General features: G+C 40.8%; 18 protein-coding genes. 14 read left to right on the forward strand and 4 right to left on the reverse strand.

Going from position 1 to position 20,074, the window contains the following annotated elements; genetic code table 11:
* Positions 1-124: 124 nt before the first annotated feature.
* Together BCY91_RS14075 and BCY91_RS14080 are read right to left on the reverse strand one after the other, a co-directional pair.
* Positions 125-1,732: a S8 family peptidase gene (locus BCY91_RS14075; protein WP_120182681.1), complete on the reverse strand. Its 1,608-nt coding sequence runs from the start codon at positions 1,730-1,732 to the stop codon at positions 125-127.
* 103 nt (positions 1,733-1,835) lie between these two features.
* Positions 1,836-3,458 (reverse strand): alanine/glycine:cation symporter family protein, encoded by a 1,623-nt coding sequence (locus BCY91_RS14080; protein WP_120182682.1) that lies wholly within the window; start codon positions 3,456-3,458, stop codon positions 1,836-1,838.
* 230 nt (positions 3,459-3,688) lie between these two features.
* Here BCY91_RS14080 and BCY91_RS14090 point away from each other — a divergent pair, with 230 nt between their 5' ends.
* From BCY91_RS14090 to mqnC, 5 genes are all read left to right on the forward strand, one after another.
* Positions 3,689-5,206: an amino acid permease gene (locus BCY91_RS14090; protein WP_120182684.1), complete on the forward strand. Its 1,518-nt coding sequence runs from the start codon at positions 3,689-3,691 to the stop codon at positions 5,204-5,206.
* 292 nt (positions 5,207-5,498) lie between these two features.
* Positions 5,499-5,873 (forward strand): response regulator, encoded by a 375-nt coding sequence (locus tag BCY91_RS14095; protein WP_120182685.1) that lies wholly within the window; start codon positions 5,499-5,501, stop codon positions 5,871-5,873.
* 85 nt (positions 5,874-5,958) lie between these two features.
* Positions 5,959-6,432, forward strand: coding sequence for a 23S rRNA (pseudouridine(1915)-N(3))-methyltransferase RlmH (gene rlmH / locus BCY91_RS14100; RefSeq protein ID WP_120182686.1), 474 nt, complete (start codon positions 5,959-5,961; stop codon positions 6,430-6,432).
* 9 nt (positions 6,433-6,441) lie between these two features.
* Positions 6,442-6,564, forward strand: a complete 123-nt coding sequence (locus BCY91_RS17975) for a hypothetical protein (RefSeq protein ID WP_262696821.1) — start codon at positions 6,442-6,444, stop codon at positions 6,562-6,564.
* Between the two features lie 88 nt (positions 6,565-6,652).
* A complete protein-coding gene (mqnC, locus tag BCY91_RS14105; RefSeq protein WP_120182687.1) occupies positions 6,653-7,774 on the forward strand; it encodes a cyclic dehypoxanthinyl futalosine synthase in 1,122 nt (373 codons plus the stop codon).
* A 271-nt stretch (positions 7,775-8,045) separates the two neighbouring features.
* Here mqnC and BCY91_RS14110 read toward each other — a convergent pair whose 3' ends face one another.
* Together BCY91_RS14110 and BCY91_RS17665 are read right to left on the reverse strand one after the other, a co-directional pair.
* On the reverse strand, positions 8,046-9,416 hold the full coding sequence (locus BCY91_RS14110; RefSeq protein WP_120182688.1) for a dipeptidase: 1,371 nt from the start codon (positions 9,414-9,416) through the stop codon (positions 8,046-8,048).
* Between the two features lie 79 nt (positions 9,417-9,495).
* The gene (locus BCY91_RS17665) at positions 9,496-9,651 is read right to left on the reverse strand and encodes a hypothetical protein (RefSeq protein WP_182995395.1); all 156 of its coding nucleotides are present in this window, start codon (positions 9,649-9,651) and stop codon (positions 9,496-9,498) included.
* Between the two features lie 531 nt (positions 9,652-10,182).
* On the opposite strand from BCY91_RS17665, the gene BCY91_RS14115 reads away from it, so the two are divergent.
* The 9 genes from BCY91_RS14115 (at position 10,183) to recN (ending at position 20,035) form a co-directional block, all read left to right on the forward strand.
* Positions 10,183-11,298, forward strand: coding sequence for a tetratricopeptide repeat protein (locus BCY91_RS14115; RefSeq protein ID WP_182995396.1), 1,116 nt, complete (start codon positions 10,183-10,185; stop codon positions 11,296-11,298).
* An 85-nt stretch (positions 11,299-11,383) separates the two neighbouring features.
* Positions 11,384-13,675, forward strand: a complete 2,292-nt coding sequence (locus BCY91_RS14120; protein WP_120182690.1) for an ATP-dependent helicase — start codon at positions 11,384-11,386, stop codon at positions 13,673-13,675.
* A gap of 84 nt (positions 13,676-13,759) precedes the next feature.
* Complete coding sequence (locus BCY91_RS14125; protein WP_120182691.1) at positions 13,760-14,185, forward strand: antitoxin Xre/MbcA/ParS toxin-binding domain-containing protein; 426 nt, start codon at positions 13,760-13,762, stop codon at positions 14,183-14,185.
* A 1-nt stretch (position 14,186) separates the two neighbouring features.
* Positions 14,187-14,636, forward strand: a complete 450-nt coding sequence (locus BCY91_RS14130) for an RES family NAD+ phosphorylase (protein ID WP_120182692.1) — start codon at positions 14,187-14,189, stop codon at positions 14,634-14,636.
* A gap of 169 nt (positions 14,637-14,805) precedes the next feature.
* Positions 14,806-15,672, forward strand: coding sequence for an outer membrane protein assembly factor BamD (locus BCY91_RS14135; protein WP_120182693.1), 867 nt, complete (start codon positions 14,806-14,808; stop codon positions 15,670-15,672).
* Positions 15,662-15,997 (forward strand): DNA-directed RNA polymerase subunit omega, encoded by a 336-nt coding sequence (locus BCY91_RS14140; RefSeq protein ID WP_120182694.1) that lies wholly within the window; start codon positions 15,662-15,664, stop codon positions 15,995-15,997. Before BCY91_RS14135 ends, BCY91_RS14140 begins: the two co-directional genes overlap by 11 nt.
* Before the next feature lie 27 nt (positions 15,998-16,024).
* The gene (gene coaBC / locus BCY91_RS14145) at positions 16,025-17,224 is read left to right on the forward strand and encodes a bifunctional phosphopantothenoylcysteine decarboxylase/phosphopantothenate--cysteine ligase CoaBC (protein WP_120182695.1); all 1,200 of its coding nucleotides are present in this window, start codon (positions 16,025-16,027) and stop codon (positions 17,222-17,224) included.
* Positions 17,225-17,263: 39 nt separating this feature from the next.
* Positions 17,264-18,160 carry a type IX secretion system protein PorD gene (porD, locus tag BCY91_RS14150; RefSeq protein WP_120182696.1) on the forward strand — a complete coding sequence of 299 codons (897 nt, stop codon included), beginning with the start codon at positions 17,264-17,266 and terminating at the stop codon, positions 18,158-18,160.
* Between the two features lie 213 nt (positions 18,161-18,373).
* Entirely contained in the window at positions 18,374-20,035 is a 1,662-nt protein-coding gene (gene recN / locus BCY91_RS14160; RefSeq protein WP_120182698.1) for a DNA repair protein RecN, read from the forward strand.
* Positions 20,036-20,074 lie beyond the last annotated feature (39 nt).

The raw sequence follows: 20,074 nt of genomic DNA on the forward strand, positions 1-20,074 counted from the left end.
TACATGATTTAGTGGACGAAAACTACGCAACCGTTCCCGTTTAGTTGGTTAGGTGGTTAGGGAGTAGTGTATAAAAAAAGCCGCCTTCTTTTAGGGGGAAGGCAGCTTTTTTCCAATTTGTTTTTTACTTACTGGCTTTTGATTTAGCGATGGTATCCGCCATTTTCAAAGCCTCATAGGCATTGGCCACGCCTCCGCTAATGCTTAAATCAGAAAAGTTGATTTGCGTTGGCTTTTCGTCAACCATTACCGTAACCGGGTGATTAACTTTAACGCTAGAGTCCATAATAATCTGTTTCACTTGGGTAGCGCTTAAACTTGGATAATAGCTGCGGATTAAGGCAGCAATACCGCTTACTACCGGAGATGCCATGCTAGTTCCGTTTAAAGCGCGGTATTTTGAATCTGGGATGGTAGAATAAATTTGTACGCCGGGTGCAAAAACATCTACGGTAGTTTTCCCATAATTAGAAAAGCTTGCTTTTAAACTCTCGTCGTTGTTTGGGCCAGAAGCGCCCACCTCTAACCAAGAAGAAGCCGTTCCGCCATCTTCGTATCTTTTGTTAGGAAAGTTAGATTGCTGGTCCAGGTTGTTATTGTCATTGCCTGCCGCGTGGATCAACAAAACATCTTTTGAAACTGCATATTTTACGGCATCGTCAACAATCTTTTTATCATCCGAATAAGATTTGCCGAAACTCATATTGATGATTTTTGCGCCACGGTCCACCGCATAACGGATGGCATTGGCTACGTCATTATCTCGCTCGTCGCCGTTTGGCACGGTACGCACGCCTATGATTTTTACGTTATCGGCAATGCCCATCATACCCAATTTGTTTTTACGGTTAGCTGCGATAATGCCCGCAACATGTGTTCCGTGCATCGCATCTGGTCCCTCAACGTGGTTGTTGCCATAAAAGCGCGTTGCATCGTCAATGCCCAATTCTTTCCGAGGCATATAATCCATATTGAGATTATAGTTCAGCTTTTCGTAGTAGTGCTCGTAACCGTTATCTACCTGGGTAGCTTTAAAAGTAGCGTAGTCCATTCCGCTATCTTCTAAAACACCAATTACTACTTTTTTAATATGTTCCTCACCGGGGTTACTCGGTTCAAAACTTTTGAAACCGTTTAAAGTCAACGCATCTTTTCCAATTTTTGCTTCCACAGCTTCCAATAGCTGCTTAAAGCGAGAGATGCCCTCTAAGGTTTGTTTGGTTTCATCATATTGCTGTTGGTAATCTTTTTCCATGGCCAGCAGTTTTTGATATTCGGCATTGTTGGCCATTTGTGCGCTGTCCATTAGCGTAACCGCAAATTTTTGTTTCAGCTTGCGGATTTGACGGACCAACTCTAAAGTTTCATAGTTGATGTCTTTATCGCCTTTTCCCAAAAAGTTCCATCCGTTAACATCGTCAATGTAGCCGTTACCGTCATCGTCTTTACCGTTAAGTTTTTCTTTTGCATTAACGTAAATAACTGTTTTTAAATCTTCATGATCGGTTTCAACGCCACCGTCTAACACCGCAACAATTATCGGAGTCGATTTTTTACCTTTTAAAATTTCTGCGTAAGCTTTATCTGCGCTTACGCCCATTACAGAGTCTTTCGCATAATCAAGATGTTGCCAGTTTTGCTTATCGGCATTTTGCGCCAATAAATTACCTGTGGTAAACAGGAGAAAAAGGAAGCTGAAAATGAAATTCAGCTTATAATTGAATTTTTGCATAAGCGTCTTTTTTTATCTTAGAACCTACAAAAGTTTAAAATATTTTAACATCTTAATACTTAGCACATAAATTTTACAGAAAATTAATTATCATAAAGCGGTATTAGTCGGCCTTGAAAACCTTTTTTACCGCTGTGACATAACGTTCTAACTCCATTTTTACTTTTGGCGAAAGTAAAATCAGCCCGATCATGTTAGGGACCACCATTGCTAGGATCATGGCATCAGAAAATTTGACCACCGAATCTAAAGTTGCGGCAGCACCTATCACCACAAAAACAAGATATAAAGCCTTATAAGTGATATCTGAAGCCTTTGAGCGTCCGAATAGATATTTCCAAGCCTGCAAACCATAGTAGGACCATGAAATCATCGTGCTAAACGCAAAAAGAACAATGGCTATGGTAAGTAGATAAGAAAAATGTGGGATAACCGCGTCAAAAGCAAGGGTAGTTAAATCTACACCACCTACTGACTGGCCGGTGCTTTTGATAACCACGTTGCCTGCCGAATTAATTAAGCCATAGTCGAAAATGCCGTCTTTGTTAAAAAAGATGATTACCAAAGCTGTCATAGTACAAATTACTACGGTATCAATAAAAGGCTCTAACAAAGAAACTACACCTTCACTTGCCGGATAACGGGTTCTCACTGCCGAATGGGCGATAGCTGCGGAGCCAACTCCCGCTTCGTTAGAAAAGGCTGCGCGCCGGAATCCGGTAATTAAAACTCCCAAAAAGCCTCCTAAGCCGGCCGACGGAGAAAAAGCTTCTGAAAATATCAATCGGACAGCCTCTGGCAGGTAAGATATATGTACGCCAATAATAATTAGACAGGCGAGCATGTAGAGGCCGGCCATAAAAGGCACCAAGCGCTCTGTCCATACAGCAATACGTTTAATGCCACCAATAATTACCATGGCAACAATTCCGGCAACTACTAAACCCAGTAAAGTTTTTATAAAGCCTCCCTCTAGATTAAAAGTCGAGGCTATTTGAGCCACCGCCTGGTTAGATTGAAAAGCATTGCCCCCGCCAAACGATGCGCCCACACACAAAACAGCAAACACTAAGGCGAAAACTTTACCAAGGCCACCCATTTTCAGCTCTTTAAAACCTTTGGAAAGGTAATACATTGGTCCGCCATGCACTGTGCCATCTGCCTCCACATCCCGGTATTTTACGCCCAAGGTACATTCTACAAATTTAGACGACATGCCAAGCAAGCCTGCAACCACCAACCAAAATGTAGCGCCAGGTCCGCCTACCGCTATTGCCACCGCCACACCTGCTATATTTCCTAAGCCAACCGTTCCCGAAACGGCCGCAGTTAAAGCCTGGAAGTGGCTTACTTCGCCTTCCCTGCGTTCTTCCTCGCTGATGGGCAGCGGTGCATCTTCATCGGGATGCGTTTTAATATTGTTGTTGCCCTCTACAAAATCATATTTTCCTTGCACTACTTTAATAGCCATAGGAAAGCGCCTAATATTTACAAAAGAAAAGTATAACGTAAAAAACACTGCACCGCCAATTAAAACAATTAATACGATGGGTACCATTAAAGAATCGCCGAGTGGTACAGAAGTAAAAACAAAAGCTTCCCAAGCGTTGGCTACGGGCTCAAAGGCTTTATTTATTTTGTCATCAATGCCTTCTGCTGCAGCAACCGTATTTGCAATTAACATCAGTAAAAAAGTAGAACATACAATTTGTAACTTGTTTCTCATCGATTTTCGTTTTTGTTTAAAAAAGCAGGTATCAGTAATATTTTGGACCTGCTATCATCTGTTTATTTTTGGTTTAAGCGGTTTAAGGTATCTAAAAATCGGAAAAGCCGAAAATTTTTGTTAGCCGATTGTCAAATATTTTGTGCTGAAAACCGCATCATAAAAAAAATAAATTCTAATTTAGTTTTCCCTAAAGCCGATAAAGGCTTTGAAACATGGTTATTCTCTAGATGAATTTATTTCTGAAAAAATCAATCACCCAATTATTGGCAGATGCCAAAGAAACCGACAAGAGCCTCAAAAGAACGCTTTCGGCCAGTTCATTGGTTGCTTTAGGTATTGGAGCGATCATAGGCGCCGGATTATTTGTACGCACGGCAGCGGCGGCGGCCCAGCACGCAGGCCCAGCTGTGACTATTGGATTCTTAATAGCGTCTATAGGCTGTGCGCTGGCCGGATTGTGCTATGCCGAGCTGTCGTCATCCATACCTATTGCTGGAAGTGCTTATACATACAGTTACGCCACCATGGGCGAGCTGATTGCCTGGATTATCGGGTGGGATTTAATTTTGGAATATGCTGTTGGTGCCGCAACCGTAGGCATTGCCTGGACAGAGTACCTCAACAACCTACTGGTCAACGTGATAGGCACCAGCCCTATACCCTACGAACTTAGCCACTCTCCTTTTGAAACTAGTTTAGACGGATTGCACACGGGCATTATCAACCTCCCTGCCCTGCTTATTGTAACGATACTTACGTTTTTGCTGATTAAGGGCACGCATGAATCGGCTTTGGTAAACGGCATTATTGTAGTTGCTAAGGTGGCCATCGTTATTTTAATTATTGTGATAGGATGGGGATTTATCAATCCGGTAAACCATACGCCGTACATTCCGCCAGCAGGCACTTATACAGACAACCAGGGCATAACGTTTGACTATGGCGGTATTTTAGGGATATTAGGCGCCGCCGGCGTTGTGTTTTTTGCTTTTATAGGGTTTGATGCGGTAAGCACCACTGCCCAGGAAGCCAAAGACCCCAAAAAAGATATGCCAATCGGTATCTTGGGTTCGCTGGCGGTTTGCACCGTTTTGTACATTTTATTTGGCCATGTATTAACCGGCGTAGCATCAATAGAAGATTTTAGAACCACCGGCCGCGAAGCCTCAGTAGCTTTTGCCATAAACAAATACATGACGGGTTACGCTTGGCTAGGCCATACCGTTACCATTGCGATATTATTTGGTTTCTCGTCTGTTATTTTGGTCATGCTACTTGGCCAATCGCGTGTTTTTTATGCCATGAGCTGTGATGGCTTAATGCCAAAAATGTTTAGCCAGTTGCATCCTAAATATAAAACACCTTATAAAGCAAACCTGTTCATTTTGATTTTGGTGGGCTTATTTGCGGCATTTGTGCCGGGAGATATTGTGGGTGACATGACAAGTATCGGTACTTTATTCGCTTTTATGTTGGTTTGCGGTGCGGTGATTATTTTACGAAAAACCAATCCAGATTTGCCTCGCCAGTTTAAAACTCCTTGGGTGCCATTTGTGCCAATTGCAGGCATTGTAGTTTGTGGTTTAATGATTTACGGTTTAGGATGGCTTAATTGGTTACGTTTATTTATTTGGCTGGCAATAGGTTTGGCCATCTACTTTCTTTACAGCCGCAAACACTCCTTATTGCAGAAAGGGATTTTAGTTGACCCGAAAGATCCGCCCGCGCCAAAAATTGAAGAGTAAAGCTGATAAGCACTGTCTAATGTAAATTTTAAAATTTAGAATCCCGTGAATTCCGAGGCTCTTTTAAAGCTTTGATCTGCTTTATAAACCAAAAGTGGGATGGTTAATTTTTACGAAAGTTTGAAACAATTTATCTTTTGCACTCGCTCTAAAAAAGTAGAAATGCAAAAATAATGAGCATATTTGTAAATGAAATGTTAAGCTATTTTCAAATAATCTATTATAAACAATAAAATAAATACCTATTTTTATTCGTTCACTACAAACAACTTAGACCCCCGGCAAATCCGATATGCAGAAGATTTTAATTATTGACGACGAGATTGGAATATGCTTGATAATGTCTAAGTTCTTGTCTAAAAATGGCTACGAAACAGTGACCGCCGAAAGCGGTGCAGTAGCTTTTGAGCTAATGGCGCAGCATAAATTTGATTTAGTGCTTTGTGATTTTAGGCTCGAAGACACCGACGGCCGTGAAATCCTCCGTCACATTAAAAAGAACTATCCGGGCCTGATTTTTATTATCGTGAGTGGCTTTGGCGATCCTAATTTAGCCGCAGAGCTGATAAAGATGGGCGCCTATGATTTTATCAACAAGCCCATTTATCCTAACGTAATTTTAGAAACAGTAAGGCAAGCTTTGGAAACGCGCAACGCCTCTGTTTAAAATCCTTTTTTTGCACTGTTTTTGACGCTCCAGTATTGACGGGTGCTTAAAAACATTAAATCAGAAGCTATCACACCTACCGCAGATGAAAATTATTTTGATTGCTATTGGCAAAACAGACGACGATTACATTCTTGAAGGCATAAACAAATACCTCCAACGCTTAAAACATTACATTAAGTTTGAGATTAAGATTATACCCGATTTAAAAAAAACAAAGCACCTAAGCCAAGACGAGCAAAAAAGTAAAGAAGCAGAACTTTTTTTTAAGGCGATCAACCCCACGGACGAAGTAATTGTATTAGATGAACGTGGGATTGAATTAAGCTCAACGCATTTTTCTGACCTGCTGAACCGTAAAATGATTGGCAGTGTGCAAAACTTGGTATTTTTAATAGGTGGTCCCTACGGTTTCGACAATAGCATTTATCAAAGAGCGCATTATAAACTTTCGCTGTCGCGGATGACATTCTCGCACCAGATGATCCGCTTGTTTTTTGTAGAGCAAGTTTATCGCGCTTTTACCATTTTAAAAGGCGAACCTTATCATCACGAATAAAGCAATAAAATGTTTGGCACTAAAAGACAGTTTAGGTTTAAAGGCGATGGCAACCAAAATGAGAACCGTTTATTTTGGATCTTAGTAATCATCGTAAGCTTAATCTTCATTTTAATTGCCGAATACGGCTAATAAACGTCGCATTATCAAAAATCCGTCAGCATTTGCGCTTTAAAAGCCGGTGCCAACGATAATTTTAAAATTTGCCTTATTTTTGGCTATGAATATTCCCGAAATATTAAAAAGGGCTTTAAACTTTGAATTTCTTAGCTTAGAAGAAGGTATGCATCTTTACCATCATGCCTCTACCCCCGAGCTGATGTACGTAGCCAACGAACTTCGCAAAATACAGGTACCGCACGGAAAAGTAACTTGGCAGATAGACCGCAACGTAAACACCACCAACGTTTGCATCGCCAACTGCAAATTCTGCAATTTTTACCGCAGGCCAGGCCATGCCGAAAGTTACATTACGGATATCGAGAGCTACAAACAAAAGATAGAAGAAACTCTCCGTTACGGCGGTGATCAACTGCTTCTGCAAGGCGGACATCACCCAGATTTAGGTTTAAAATTTTATACAGATTTATTTCGGGAGCTTAAAAAATTATATCCGGATGTGAAGTTACACGCTTTAGGTCCGCCCGAGGTGGCGCACGTGGCCAAGTTGGAAAACATGAGCCATTACGATGTGCTGAAGGCTTTGAAGGAATCGGGCTTGGATTCTTTACCCGGCGCAGGCGCAGAAATTTTAAATGATCGCGTTCGGCGGTTAATATCCAAAGGAAAATGTGGCGGCCAAGAATGGCTGGATGTCATGCGGGCGGCGCATCAGCTCAACATCCCAACATCGGCCACGATGATGTTTGGCCATATAGAAACCATTGAAGAACGTTTTGAGCATTTGATTTGGTTGCGCGAGGTGCAAAGCGAAAAACCAGAGGGAAACTATGGTTTTATTGCTTTTATCCCGTGGCCTTTTCAAGATGACGGCACCCTGCTTAAAAAAGTGCGCGGTATTACCAATAATGTCAACGGCGACGAATATATCCGAATGATTGCTTTGAGCCGGATCATGTTGCCTAACATCAAAAACATTCAGGCTTCATGGCTAACTGTTGGAAAGCAGGTAGCACAAATTTGTTTACATGCGGGCGCAAATGATTTTGGCTCCATCATGATAGAAGAAAATGTAGTAAGCGCAGCAGGTGCACCGCACAGGTTTACTTCAAACGGCATTCAAGAATCCATTAAAGAAGCAGGTTTTGAACCGCAACTGAGAACGCAACGTTACGAATGGCGCAATGTGGACCATCTAGAGCAACAGGTAATTGATTATTAGTTGGTTAGGTGGTTCGGCGTTAGTTTGTTAGGGATTAATTCATTAGTCATTAACTGATTAGTTGGTTGGGGGTTAGATGGTTAGTAATCAGGTGGTTATAGGTGTTAGTTTCTTATGGATCGGTTAACTAGTCAGCTTTATACAAAAAGTCACAAGTTCATTTGTGGATTAGGCTTAAAAACCAGCTAACCTCATTTGTAAACTTTCTCAATTAAAAACTTGGAAGGACACTCAATAGAGCGACCTCCCAGATCTTAATACTTAGTACTTGCTACTTACTAAGTTCCGCAAAGTTTTTATAAAATAACGGAATGGTTTCGATGCCTTTGAAATAATTGAAAACATCGTACTTCTCATTTGGTGAGTGTAGGTTGTCGCTATCTAAACCAAAGCCCATTAATACGGTTTTTATGCCAAGTTCTTCTTCAAACAATGCCACAATCGGAATACTTCCGCCGCCCCGCGTTGGCACTGGTTCTTTACCGAAAGCTTCTTCAATCGCATTGTGCGCGGCTTTAAAAGCTACGGAATCAACCGGAGTTACGTAGGGCGCTCCGCCGTGATGTGCCACAACACTTACTTTAACAGATTTTGGAGCAATTTTTTCAAAATGTGCTTTAAAAAGATCCGAAATACGCTGCCAATCTTGTCCCGGAACCAATCGCATAGAAATTTTAGCATTGGCTTTTGCTGGCAGCACCGTTTTTGCCCCCGGACCGGTATAACCGCCCCAAATGCCGTTTACTTCTAGGGTTGGCCTGATACCTGTGCGTTCGATGGTAGAATAACCTGCTTCGCCCCAAACATCTTCAATTCCCAAATCTTCTTTATACGCTTCCAGATCAAACGGAGCTTCATTCAGAGCTTTTCTTTCCGCATCGCTTAAAACGGCAACGTTATCGTAAAAACCTGGAATGGTGATGTGGTTGTTTTCATCATGAAGTGAGGCAATCATTTGGCAAAGGATGGTTGCAGGGTTAGCAACGGCGCCTCCGTAAACGCCAGAGTGCAAATCGCGGTTAGGGCCTTGCACTTCCACTTCCATGTAAGCTAAACCGCGCAAGCCAGTTTCTAAAGACGGCGTTTCCATGCTCAGCATAGATGTATCTGAGATTAGCACTACGTCAGCTTTTAGTCGCTCGTGGTTTTGAGCAACAAATTTCCCGAGGTTATCAGAGCCCACTTCTTCCTCGCCCTCAATCATAAACTTAATGTTGCAAGGCAAGCTGCCGGTTTGCATCATCAGCTCGAAAGCTTTTACGTGCATGTAAAACTGCCCTTTGTCATCGCAGGCGCCACGCGCGTAAATTTTGCCGTCGCGCAAGGTAGGTTCAAAAGGAGGCGTATGCCAAAGCTCAATAGGGTCTGGCGGTTGCACATCATAATGCCCATAAACCAAAACGGTTGGCAATTGGCTGTCTATAATTTTTTCGCCGTAAACTATCGGATAGCCGTCGGTTGTGCAGACCTCAACTTGGTCTGCACCGGCTTCTTTCAGTTTCTCTGCGACAAATTCTGCCGTGTTCAGCACATCGTCCTTATATTTTGGATCGGCACTAATAGACGGAAATCTTAAGAGCGCAAATAGCTCGTCTAAAAAACGAGCCTTATTTTGCTCGATATAATTTTTGATTACTTGCATAAAAACCTGTTTTACGCAAATATATCAAATACAGGCTAGCTTTTTTGGAGCCAGATGTATTAATTAGGTTGCAGGGAGGTTAGTCGTATTTTCCATAATCGCCACCATTAATGGGTTTAATCTTATCATCCATAACCTTTACATTATTTTTCGAAGGAGTAGCCTCTGAATCTTTTTTGCACGAAGTAGCAAAAATGGTTGCGCATATAGCGGATAATAATAAAATCTTTTTCATGATCTTTGGGATTAAAATTTAAAACAGCTCAAATAAGCGAACTTTTTATTTTATAAAGAATGTTTTTTAATAAAAAAATATTTTTACAATATCAATTAAAATTTTAAAGAAAAAAAAATTAATTTAAAAGTATTTTTTCTAAATAATATTGAAGATTTAAATTATTAAATACCTTTACTGTACATGAATCGCACTCTGTTCAGAACTTTGATTTTATTAATCTTTTTAATAAGATTTGGTACACACGTGCAAGAAGCGTTTCCAGCAACATACAATTCACCAGACACACTCAACGCCAAAACAGCAAAATCTTACCACCAAAAAGCATATGGTTTACGTCTTACGGATCCACAGTTAAGCCTATCCTTTGCCAGGCGTGCCGAAAGCATCGCACTTAAGATCGGTGATTCCAATGAGCTAGCAGAAGCGTATCGCATATCTGGGATAGCGTTTACATATTTAAACGAAAGGGATTCCGCAATAAACAAATATTTAAAATCACTAAGCTTATTTCAAAAAAATGAAGACGAATTGGGGGAAGCAAGAGTATCCAACAATATTGCTAATATTTGGGTGGATATTGATTATGAAAAAAGTTTAGTGTATTTCAAACGGGTTTTGAAAATTGCGTTAAAACGAAACGTAAAAGATCTTACTGCCGGAGCATACTTAAACATCGGAAACGCTTATTACCAAAATAAGCAATACAAAATCTCGTTGGATAATTATGAAAAGAGCAGAAAAATTTTTACTGTCACTAAAAACACAATCGGATTAACGCAAAGTCTACAAAATATCGGATTGATATATTATCGGACAGGTAATCTCGAGCTAGCTGAAAATTATCTTTTGTTGGCCAAAGCCAGGGCGCAAGAATACTCTTTAAATAACACCATCGCAATGCTGAATCTTACTTTAAGTTCTATTTACATGGCGAAGAACAATTTTCCGGCTGCCAGTAATTGCATAACCGAAGGCTTGGCATTTGCAAATCTGATTGGTGATGAACACCGAAAAAAACAGTTTATTTATAGCCTATACGAACTCGAAAAAAAACAAAATAATTTCAAAGAAGCGCTAGGCTACTTAAAAGAAGTCTATATATACGACAGCTTAAACTACAGACGCAACCTTGCCTCAAACATCGGATTAGTCCAACAAACCTTTAAACAACAACAAACCCAAAAAGAAAACGAACTCACCATTCAATCGCAACGGAATGCTAAAAAACTTTCTTTAGCCATAGGCATTGTGGCCGTGCTTTCTTTCTTCGTTATCTTTTTACTCATAAAAAGCAACAGGCGCTCAAAAGAATCAAACCAGCAACTGCAAGAATTGAACGATGAAATCATCACGCAGAAAAATAAGGTTGACCGTATAAACCATCAGCTAGAAGAGCTGATTGCGGAAAGAACCAAAGACCTCATCATCAAAAACCAAAAGCTTTCCGAATACTCGTCGCACCTATCGCACCAAATACGCGGACCGGTGGCTACTTTAAAAGGTTTGATGATGTTGGTGGAAGAAAACATGGTCCAAAGCAACGAGATTGCGCCACAGATTAAAAAATGCGTGGACGATATCGACACTAAAATCATGGACATCAACGATGCGCTTAACGACCCTACAAAAAAAGGATTAAGCTAAGCACCTGTTCAAAAATAAGCCTGCCCCAAGGTTTCAATCTCCGTCTCATTTTGCTATTTTCGCAAGCAATAAAAGCCTTACAGATTTGGATTATTTAGCAGGATTAAACGTAACGCAAAGAGAAGCGGTTGAACAAACAGAAGGACCAGTGATGATTGTAGCCGGCGCCGGCTCGGGAAAAACCAGGGTAATCACCTATCGCGTTGCGCACCTCATCCAAAAAGGGATCGACCCTTTCAACATCCTAGTTTTAACTTTTACCAATAAAGCGGCAAAAGAAATGCGAGAGCGTATCACCAAGGTAGTTGGTACGGAAGCTAAAAACATTTGGATGGGCACTTTTCACTCTGTTTTTGCCAAGATTTTACGTGTGGAGGCGCACCACATTGGCTATCCTAACAACTTTACCATTTACGATACGGACGACAGTAAAAGTTTAATTAAAACCATTTTGAAAGAAATGAGTTTAGACGATAAACTTTACCACCACAATTATGTGTACGGGCGTATCTCTATGGCCAAAAACAATTTGATATCGGTTGCCGAATATCAGCAGAACGAGCAGATACAGGCCGACGACCATAGCTCGGGGCGTGCTTTTTTAGGTAAAATTTACGAAACCTACGTAAACCGTTGCTTTAAAGCCGGTGCAATGGATTTTGACGATTTGCTGTTTAAAACCAACGTACTGCTTAAAGAACAGCCCGAGGTATTATATAAATATCAAAACAAGTTTAAGTATTTGATGGTGGATGAGTACCAGGACACCAACTTTTCGCAATACTTGATTGTGAAAAAACTGGCTGCCATCCGCGAAAACCTGTGCGTAGTAGGCGACGACGCACAAAGTATTTATGCTTTCCGCGGCGCCAACATCCAAAACATCCTCAATTTCCAAAAAGATTATCCGGATGTAAAGGTTTTTAAGCTGGAACAAAATTACCGCTCCACACAAAACATCGTAAATATTGCCAACAGCATTATCGCCAACAACAAAAACCAACTGGAGAAAAACGTGTTTTCTGCCAATGAAACCGGCGATAAAATAAAAGTTACCCGCTCTTTTTCCGATAACGAGGAAGGCAAACAAGTAGCCGAAGCTATTGCACAAGAGCGTGCGGACGCCAACCTAAACTGGTCCGATTTTGCCATTTTATACCGTACCAACGCCCAATCAAGGTCGATGGAGGAAGCCTTGCGAAAGTTGGGCGTGCCTTATAAAATTTACGGCGGCACTTCATTTTATCAACGTAAGGAAATTAAAGATTTGATAGCTTATTTCCGTTTAACGTTTAATCCGGCAGATGAGGAAGCTTTCAAGAGGGTGATTAACTACCCGGCGCGTGGCATTGGAAAAACTACTTTAGATAAAATTATCTTAGCTGCTGATAAAGAGAACAAAACACTTTTTGATGTTATTGTTGATGCGCAGCAATATTTAGATGCCCGTGCGGCAGCTGCGGTGTCCAATTTTGCCACTGCGATACAAAGTTTTGCCGTGGTAGCCAAAAATCAATCGGCTTATGATGCGGCTTTACATATTGCGCAACAATCGGGTTTGCTGAAAGATTTGTACGATGATAAATCTGTAGAGGGTATCAACCGTTACGAAAATATCCAAGAATTGCTGAACGGTATTAAAGAGTTTTCTGAACGCGAAGATATTGAAGACCGGGGCTTAGACGTTTTCATGCAAGATGTGGCTTTGCTTACCAATGATGATAAGGATAAAGATGACAAAGATTCGGTTTCTTTAATGACTATCCACTCCTCTAAAGGCTTGGAGTTTCCGCAGGTTTATATTGTAGGTTTAGAAGAAAACCTTTTCCCTTCGCAAATGTCGCTCAATTCGCGAGCAGATTTGGAAGAAGAGCGCCGTTTGTTTTATGTAGCCGTTACCCGTGCAGAGAAGAAACTGAATATTAGCTATGCAACGTCGCGCTTTAAGTTTGGCACCTTAATTAACTGTGAGCCATCCCGTTTCTTGGACGAGATTGATCCGCGTTACTTGGAAATTGAACTGCCTAAAAAAGCCTCCATTGCTAACTCGGGCAGTTTTGATGACGAACGGACGCAATGGCAAAGCAATACCCGTTATCAGCCGGCACAAGCAGATGTGTTTTCTAAACCTAAACCGGCTACAAAACCTTTAAAAACAACTTCTTTACTGGCAAAAGCACACGTGCCAAGCGAAGGCTTTGCGCCTAGCGACACTTCAAACCTACAGGTTGGGCACGAGGTGGAGCATGAGCGCTTCGGATACGGCAAGGTATTAACTTTGGAAGGCAACAAGCCAGATATTAAAGCGACCATATTTTTTAAAGAAATTGGGCAAAAGCAATTGTTGCTAAAGTTTGCGAAGCTAAGGATCGTTTGAGCAGATAGGCACGGCGTAAAAACGCGGTAAAATCTCCTTTTTGCGAAGGTAATTTTGATTATATTTGGAAAAAAGAATTTTCAGATGGAAATTGCGTTGAAACACGAGAAAGTTGCGGAAATCCCTGCCGTTAATGATTTTGCAAAGCTCTTTTTCTTCCTAAAAGATAACGATATCAATTGGCGTTATTTCAAGTATTTCAGAGATATTTCAACACTAAATGACGAGATCACGTCGACTTGGCTTAATATAAATTCAAAAACACTAAGAACGTACCGCAAACCAGAAAGCAATTCAAAAGACAATATTAAAGAGCATCTTGTGTTGTTAATTTCGTTATACAAGCACGGTATCGAAGTCTTTGGAAATACAGAAGCTTTTGACCAGTGGTTGCTAAGCGAAAACAAATTTTTAGACAACCAAGCTCCGAAAGATTTTTTAGGAACGATAACGGGAATAAAGTTTGTTGACACACGGCTAACTGCTTTAGAATACGGCGACAACGTATAACATGTTGGTTTATAAAATTTGCCGAGACATATATGCAGATCATTTATCTGCTTCTGGAATTGCCAACCGTTGGAATAAGGAAGACGAGTTTGTTATTTATACAGGGAGTAGTATTGCCCTGTCTGTACTTGAAAACATCGCACACCGCGCATCAATTAATATTTCAAATCGTTACAGGCTTATAACAATTGCTCTTGACGGACAAACATCAATTAAAGAAATTAAATCTAGTCAACTCCCTATCAGTTGGCAAAGTTTGGATGCATATCCTCATTTGCAAGATGTTGGTTCTTTGTGGTACCAAGAGTGCGAACACCTAGTTTTGAAAGTGCCATCTGCAATTGTAGCGCAAGAATTTAATTACATCATCAACACAAAACACACCGACTTTGGCACAAAGGTGAAAATCATTAAATCCGAAGAGTGGGTTTGGGACAGCCGATTACTCTGACAAAAATTAGCAAATCAATAATTCCTCCTAATAACCAGCACAGAAAACCAAACCAGCAAAGCATCGTTAAAATTTGTTAATTCCTCTTGCCAAAAGCAATAAAAAATTTACTTTCGTGTCCACACGATTTAAAATTGACAAGTATTATTTATTAATCTATCTTTGCAGGATGTTTAAAAACGGGCGCTTAGCACTTTTAGCCTCTTTCTTATTAATTGCCATAGTTTTTACAGGTTGTAAAAGCAGGTTCGAAAAACTGAGAGCCAGCACAGACGTGGCTAAAAAATACCAAGAAGCCATTCGTTTGTACAACAAAAAAGATTATTCTAAAGCTTTAGTTTTGTTTGATGACCTGGTACAGCGTTACCGTGGCCGTGCCGAGTCGGAAGACCTTTATTACTATTACGCCTATACTAATTATAAGCTAAAAGACTACCTATCAGCAAGGTATCATTTTAAAACTTTTGCAGACACTTATCCCAGTAGCCCCAAAGCAGAAGAATGCCGGTTTTTAGCTGCTTACTGCTATTATCTAGAATCTCCGAATTATTCTTTAGATCAAGACAATACTTACAAAGCAATAGAAGCTTTGCAGCTTTTTATCAACCTGTATCCAAAAAGTGAACGCGTTGCAGAAGCCAGCAAGCTAATTGCAGATTTAAGAGACAAGTTGGAGCGTAAATCATTCGAGAATGCCAAGTTGTTTTTAGATATCGGTGATTACCAAGCGGCGGTCATTGCTTTCAGAAACTCGGCGAAAGATTTCCCAGATACAAAATATGCGGAAGAGATGGAATATTTAACCATTAAAGCGCAATATCTGTACGCAAAAAACAGCTTAGAAACTAAACAAGAGGACCGTTATAACGAAGCGATAGACGAATACGAAAGATTTATCGAGAGGTATCCGAAAAGCGCCTTCGCTAAAGAAGCACTAGATTTAAAAGAAGCTTCATTAAAAGGAATAGAACAAACCAAAGCAACATTAGCAGCCTACGGCTATAAAAATAAAGAGACAGAAGAAGATGAACAATAAAGACGCAAATAAACCAACTGTTGCCAATACAACGGTAACCAGAGATTTAAGACAGCTTGATACAGATACCAAAAACATTTACGAATCTTTGGTAATCATCAGCAAAAGAGCCAACCAAATTGCTTCTAACATTAAAGAAGAATTACACAGCAAACTGGCCGAGTTTGCCAGCTCTAACGACAATTTGGAAGAAGTTTTTGAAAATAGAGAGCAAATTGAAATTTCTAAGCATTACGAAAGAATGCCAAAACCTTCTTTGATAGCTATTGACGAATTCATCAACGGCAAAGTATATTACAGAAACCCGTCTAAAGAACAAAAGTAATTTGTTTTATATTTGAGCATGTCCACAATGCTTAAAGACAAAAACATTATCCTTGGCGTTTGCGGTAGCATTGCAAGCTATAAATCTGCAGAAATTGTAAGATTGTTAGTGAAAGCCGGTGCAAACGTCAAGGTAATTTTAACAGATGGCGCAAAAGCCTTCATCACGCCCCTCACCTTTTCTACGTTATCTAAAAATCCGGTTTACAGTACCTATGCAAACGCTGATACTGGGGTTTGGAACAACCATGTTGAGCTAGCCCTTTGGGCCGATTTAATTGTGATTGCCCCTGCAACAGCAAATACCATTGCAAAATTTGCCAATGGCTTGTGCGACAATTTGCTTTCGGCGGTTTACCTATCTGCAAAATGCCCTATATACGTTGCGCCGGCCATGGATTTAGACATGTGGAAACACCTGAGCACCAAAAACAATATCGTAAAATTGCGCCATTATGGTAATGAAATTATTTCTCCGGCGAAAGGCGAATTAGCTAGCGGACTGTACGGCGAAGGCCGATTAGCGGAGCCGGAAGAAATTGTAAATTTCATCAATCAAAAACTATCCGAAACAAAACCTTTGGCAGGGCAAAAAGCTTTGGTAAGCGCAGGGCCAACTTATGAAGCGATAGATCCGGTGCGTTTTATCGGCAATCATTCATCGGGCAAAATGGGTTATGCCATTGCCGCAAAACTTAAGGAGCTGGGCGCCACGGTAACGTTGATAAGCGGTCCAACGGCTTTAGATGCACCGAAGGGCGTAAACAGAATTAGCGTAACCTCGGCAGCAGAAATGTTTGAAAACTGCCAAAAGCATTTTAGCGATAGCCAAATATGTGTGATGGCGGCGGCTGTGGCCGATTATACCGTAGAAGAAGTTGCACCTTTTAAAATAAAAAAGAAAGATAGCTCGCTCACTATCCCACTAAAGAAGACGCCGGATATTTTGGCAACTTTAGGAGCTGTAAAAACAGTTCAGATTTTGGTGGGTTTTGCCTTAGAAACCGATCACGAAGAGGCAAACGCCACAGAAAAGCTAAAAAAGAAAAACTTAGATTTTATTGTCTTAAATTCGTTGAACGATGCCGGTGCAGGCTTCCAAAACAACACCAATAAAATAACCATTATTGACAAAACTTTGGAGAAGACGGTTTTTCCGCTTAAAAGCAAAGATGAGGTAGCTACGGATATTTGCGAGAAAATAGTCTCGATTTTTGCCGACAAATAGGAAATTGAGTAGCAAGTATCAGGTATAATTATTAAAAAGATGAAAAAACTAATTGCTATCCTATTTTTCGCGCTTAGCTTGCCCAGCTTTGCGCAAGATTTAAATTGCAGGGTACAAATCCTCTCGCCACAAATACAAAACACCAACAAAAGACCTTTGGAGGAGTTACAAATCGCGATAAGCGAATTTTTGAACAACCGAAAATGGGCTAATTTTGAGCTAAAACCCGAAGAACGCGTTGATTGCAACCTGGTTATTACGCTAAAAAGTTGGGACGGTGGCAGCAACTACCAAGGCGAAGCGCAAATTTTAAGCAGCAGACCTGTTTACGGCACTTCTTATAATACCACGGTATTAAGTTTAAACGATAAAAACTTCGATTTTAGTTATACGCAGGGTCAGCCGTTGGATTATTCGGATCAAAATTACCAGAACAATCTGAGCTCTATACTTGCTTTTTACGCTTACGTCATCATTGGTTTAGATGCGGATACCTTTGGAAAAATGGGCGGTGCGCCTTATTATGCCAAAGCACAAACCGTGGTTAATAATGCGCAAAACGCGGCGTTTGCCGGATGGAAAGCTTTTGAAGGCTTAAAAAATAGATATTGGTTAGCAGAAAATTTGAACAACAAAAGCTTTGCGCCCTTGCGCGATATTCTTTACACCTATCATCGTTTAGGTTTGGATGTAATGAGCGAAGATTTGAATAAAGGCCGAAAAGCCATTGCAGAAAGTTTGCCCGAACTTGCGCAACTGGATAAGCAAAAACAAGGCGCTATGCTTAACCAAGTATTCTTTTCCGCTAAGGCTGATGAAATTGTGGACATTTTTAGCAAAGGAAACCCCATGGAACGCACCAAAGTTTATAACGTGATGGTTGATGCCGATCCGGCTAACACCTCCAAATACGAAGAACTGAAAAAATTGAGGTAGCGGACGTCGACGATGGTCAATGGACGATGGACAATGGACGATGGACAATGGACGATGGACAATGGTCAATGGTCAATGGACGATGCACAATGGACAATGGTCAATGGACGATGGTCAATGGACAATGGTCAATGGACAATGGTCAATGGACAATGGACTACCGGACAATTCACTACTCACTACTCAATACTCAATACTACGCAATCCTAACCCATGTTAAGCAGATTAACCATAAAAAATTACGCTTTAATAGATAACCTCGATATTAGTTTTGAAGGCGATTTAAATGTTATTACCGGTGAAACTGGCGCAGGAAAATCTATTGTGCTGGGTGCATTGGGCTTAATTTTAGGTCAACGCGCGGAGAGTAAGTACTTTTTTAACCAACAAAAGAAGTGCGTAGTAGAAGGTTTTTTTAGCATTGCCGATTATAATTTCAAAGATTTTTTTTCAGAGAATGATCTGGACTATGAAGATGAAACGGTGCTACGCCGTGAAATTGCGCTCGACGGAAAATCTAGGGCTTTTATTAACGATACGCCGGTTACCTTAAGCGTACTAAAAGCGCTAGGCCAGCAGTTAATAGATATACATGCACAACATGCTACTTTAGAAATTAGCGAGATTGCTTTTCAGTTGCTGGTGTTAGATGTAATGGCCGAACAACAATCTGCGGTAGCAAATTACCGCAAAACGTACCAACAGTACCGCAGAAATCAAAAAGCTTATCAGGCCAAGATAGATGAGAACGAAAAGGCAAAGGCGGACCAAGATTATTTTCAGTACCTGTACGACGAATTGGAAGGAAGCTTGATACAGGAGGAAGAACAGGAAAACTTAGAAAAAGAGCTAAACGCGCTGAGCCATGCCGAAGAAATTAAAAAGAATTTATACAACGTCAACGCGCAGCTAAACGGTTTTGAGGAGGCTGCTTTATCAAAAATTAAAGATGCTTTAACGCAATTGCACAGCATTGAGCATTACGATGAAGAGATTGCCGCACTAGCCTCGCGCTTACGAAGCTGCCAGATTGAACTTAAAGACATTGCCGAAGAACTGGACAGTCTTGAGCAAAAAACCAATTATGACGAAAACCGGGCAGACACGATAAACGAACGGTTGAGCATAATTTACGGTTTGCAGAAAAAACACCGTGTAAATACCAGCGCCGAACTTTTGGCTATGCAACGCGATTTACTGGAAAAGCTTAACCAAATTTTGTTTGCCGATGAAGAACTGGAACAATTGGCCGCACAGCTAAAAAAAGAAGAACAGCAATTAGCACAAGAGGCAAAAGCAATCAGCGCTAAGCGGGCAAAGGTAATTCCGGAGATTGAACAAAAAGTTGCCGCGCTTTTGGCAGAAGTAGGTATGCCGGATGCAAAGCTTAAAATAGAACAGCAAACTTTGGACAGCAATGGTTTTGATAGTAATGGTGCAGACCAAATAAGATTTTTGTTTAGCGCAAACAAAGGTCAATCTCCTAACGAAATCCATAAAGTAGCTTCCGGAGGCGAGCTTTCGCGCTTAATGTTGAGCATCAAGTCACTGATCGCACAAAAAACGGCTTTGCCCACTATTATTTTTGACGAGATTGATACCGGAATTTCTGGTGAGGTTGCCAACCGCGTTGGCGCAATACTGGCCGAGCTTTCTAAGGCGATGCAAGTAATTGCGATTACGCACCTGCCACAAATGGCCAGCAAAGGAAAATCGCATTATTTTGTGCACAAAGTTAATGAAGGCGAAACCACTTACACCCGTATTAAAAAGTTAAAAGATGAAGAACGAGTGCTAGAAATTGCCAAAATGTTGAGCGGCGAAAACCCTAAAGAATCTGCCTTACAGAACGCGCGGGAATTACTGCAAAATTAATTGAACGTAATTTTTATCTTTACGCAGTTTTACAAAAAT

Source organism: Pelobium manganitolerans (genome assembly GCF_003609575.1).
In the GTDB taxonomy this organism is placed as follows: domain Bacteria; phylum Bacteroidota; class Bacteroidia; order Sphingobacteriales; family Sphingobacteriaceae; genus Pseudopedobacter; species Pseudopedobacter manganitolerans.

Excerpts from the sequence above, each read along its gene's own strand:
- mqnC (WP_120182687.1), top strand. The coding sequence starts at position 6,653 with ATGAATATTCCCGAAATATTAAAAAGGGCTTTAAACTTTGAATTTCTT.
- BCY91_RS14075 (WP_120182681.1), bottom strand. The coding sequence starts at position 1,732 with ATGCAAAAATTCAATTATAAGCTGAATTTCATTTTCAGCTTCCTTTTT.
- BCY91_RS14110 (WP_120182688.1), bottom strand. The coding sequence starts at position 9,416 with ATGCAAGTAATCAAAAATTATATCGAGCAAAATAAGGCTCGTTTTTTA.
- coaBC (WP_120182695.1), top strand. The coding sequence starts at position 16,025 with ATGCTTAAAGACAAAAACATTATCCTTGGCGTTTGCGGTAGCATTGCA.
- BCY91_RS14135 (WP_120182693.1), top strand. The coding sequence starts at position 14,806 with ATGTTTAAAAACGGGCGCTTAGCACTTTTAGCCTCTTTCTTATTAATT.
- BCY91_RS14090 (WP_120182684.1), top strand. The coding sequence starts at position 3,689 with ATGAATTTATTTCTGAAAAAATCAATCACCCAATTATTGGCAGATGCC.
- porD (WP_120182696.1), top strand. The coding sequence starts at position 17,264 with ATGAAAAAACTAATTGCTATCCTATTTTTCGCGCTTAGCTTGCCCAGC.
- rlmH (WP_120182686.1), top strand. The coding sequence starts at position 5,959 with ATGAAAATTATTTTGATTGCTATTGGCAAAACAGACGACGATTACATT.
- BCY91_RS17975 (WP_262696821.1), top strand. The coding sequence starts at position 6,442 with ATGTTTGGCACTAAAAGACAGTTTAGGTTTAAAGGCGATGGCAACCAA.
- BCY91_RS14095 (WP_120182685.1), top strand. The coding sequence starts at position 5,499 with ATGCAGAAGATTTTAATTATTGACGACGAGATTGGAATATGCTTGATA.
- BCY91_RS17665 (WP_182995395.1), bottom strand. The coding sequence starts at position 9,651 with ATGAAAAAGATTTTATTATTATCCGCTATATGCGCAACCATTTTTGCT.
- BCY91_RS14080 (WP_120182682.1), bottom strand. The coding sequence starts at position 3,458 with ATGAGAAACAAGTTACAAATTGTATGTTCTACTTTTTTACTGATGTTA.
- BCY91_RS14140 (WP_120182694.1), top strand. The coding sequence starts at position 15,662 with ATGAACAATAAAGACGCAAATAAACCAACTGTTGCCAATACAACGGTA.
- BCY91_RS14125 (WP_120182691.1), top strand. The coding sequence starts at position 13,760 with ATGGAAATTGCGTTGAAACACGAGAAAGTTGCGGAAATCCCTGCCGTT.
- BCY91_RS14130 (WP_120182692.1), top strand. The coding sequence starts at position 14,187 with ATGTTGGTTTATAAAATTTGCCGAGACATATATGCAGATCATTTATCT.
- recN (WP_120182698.1), top strand. The coding sequence starts at position 18,374 with ATGTTAAGCAGATTAACCATAAAAAATTACGCTTTAATAGATAACCTC.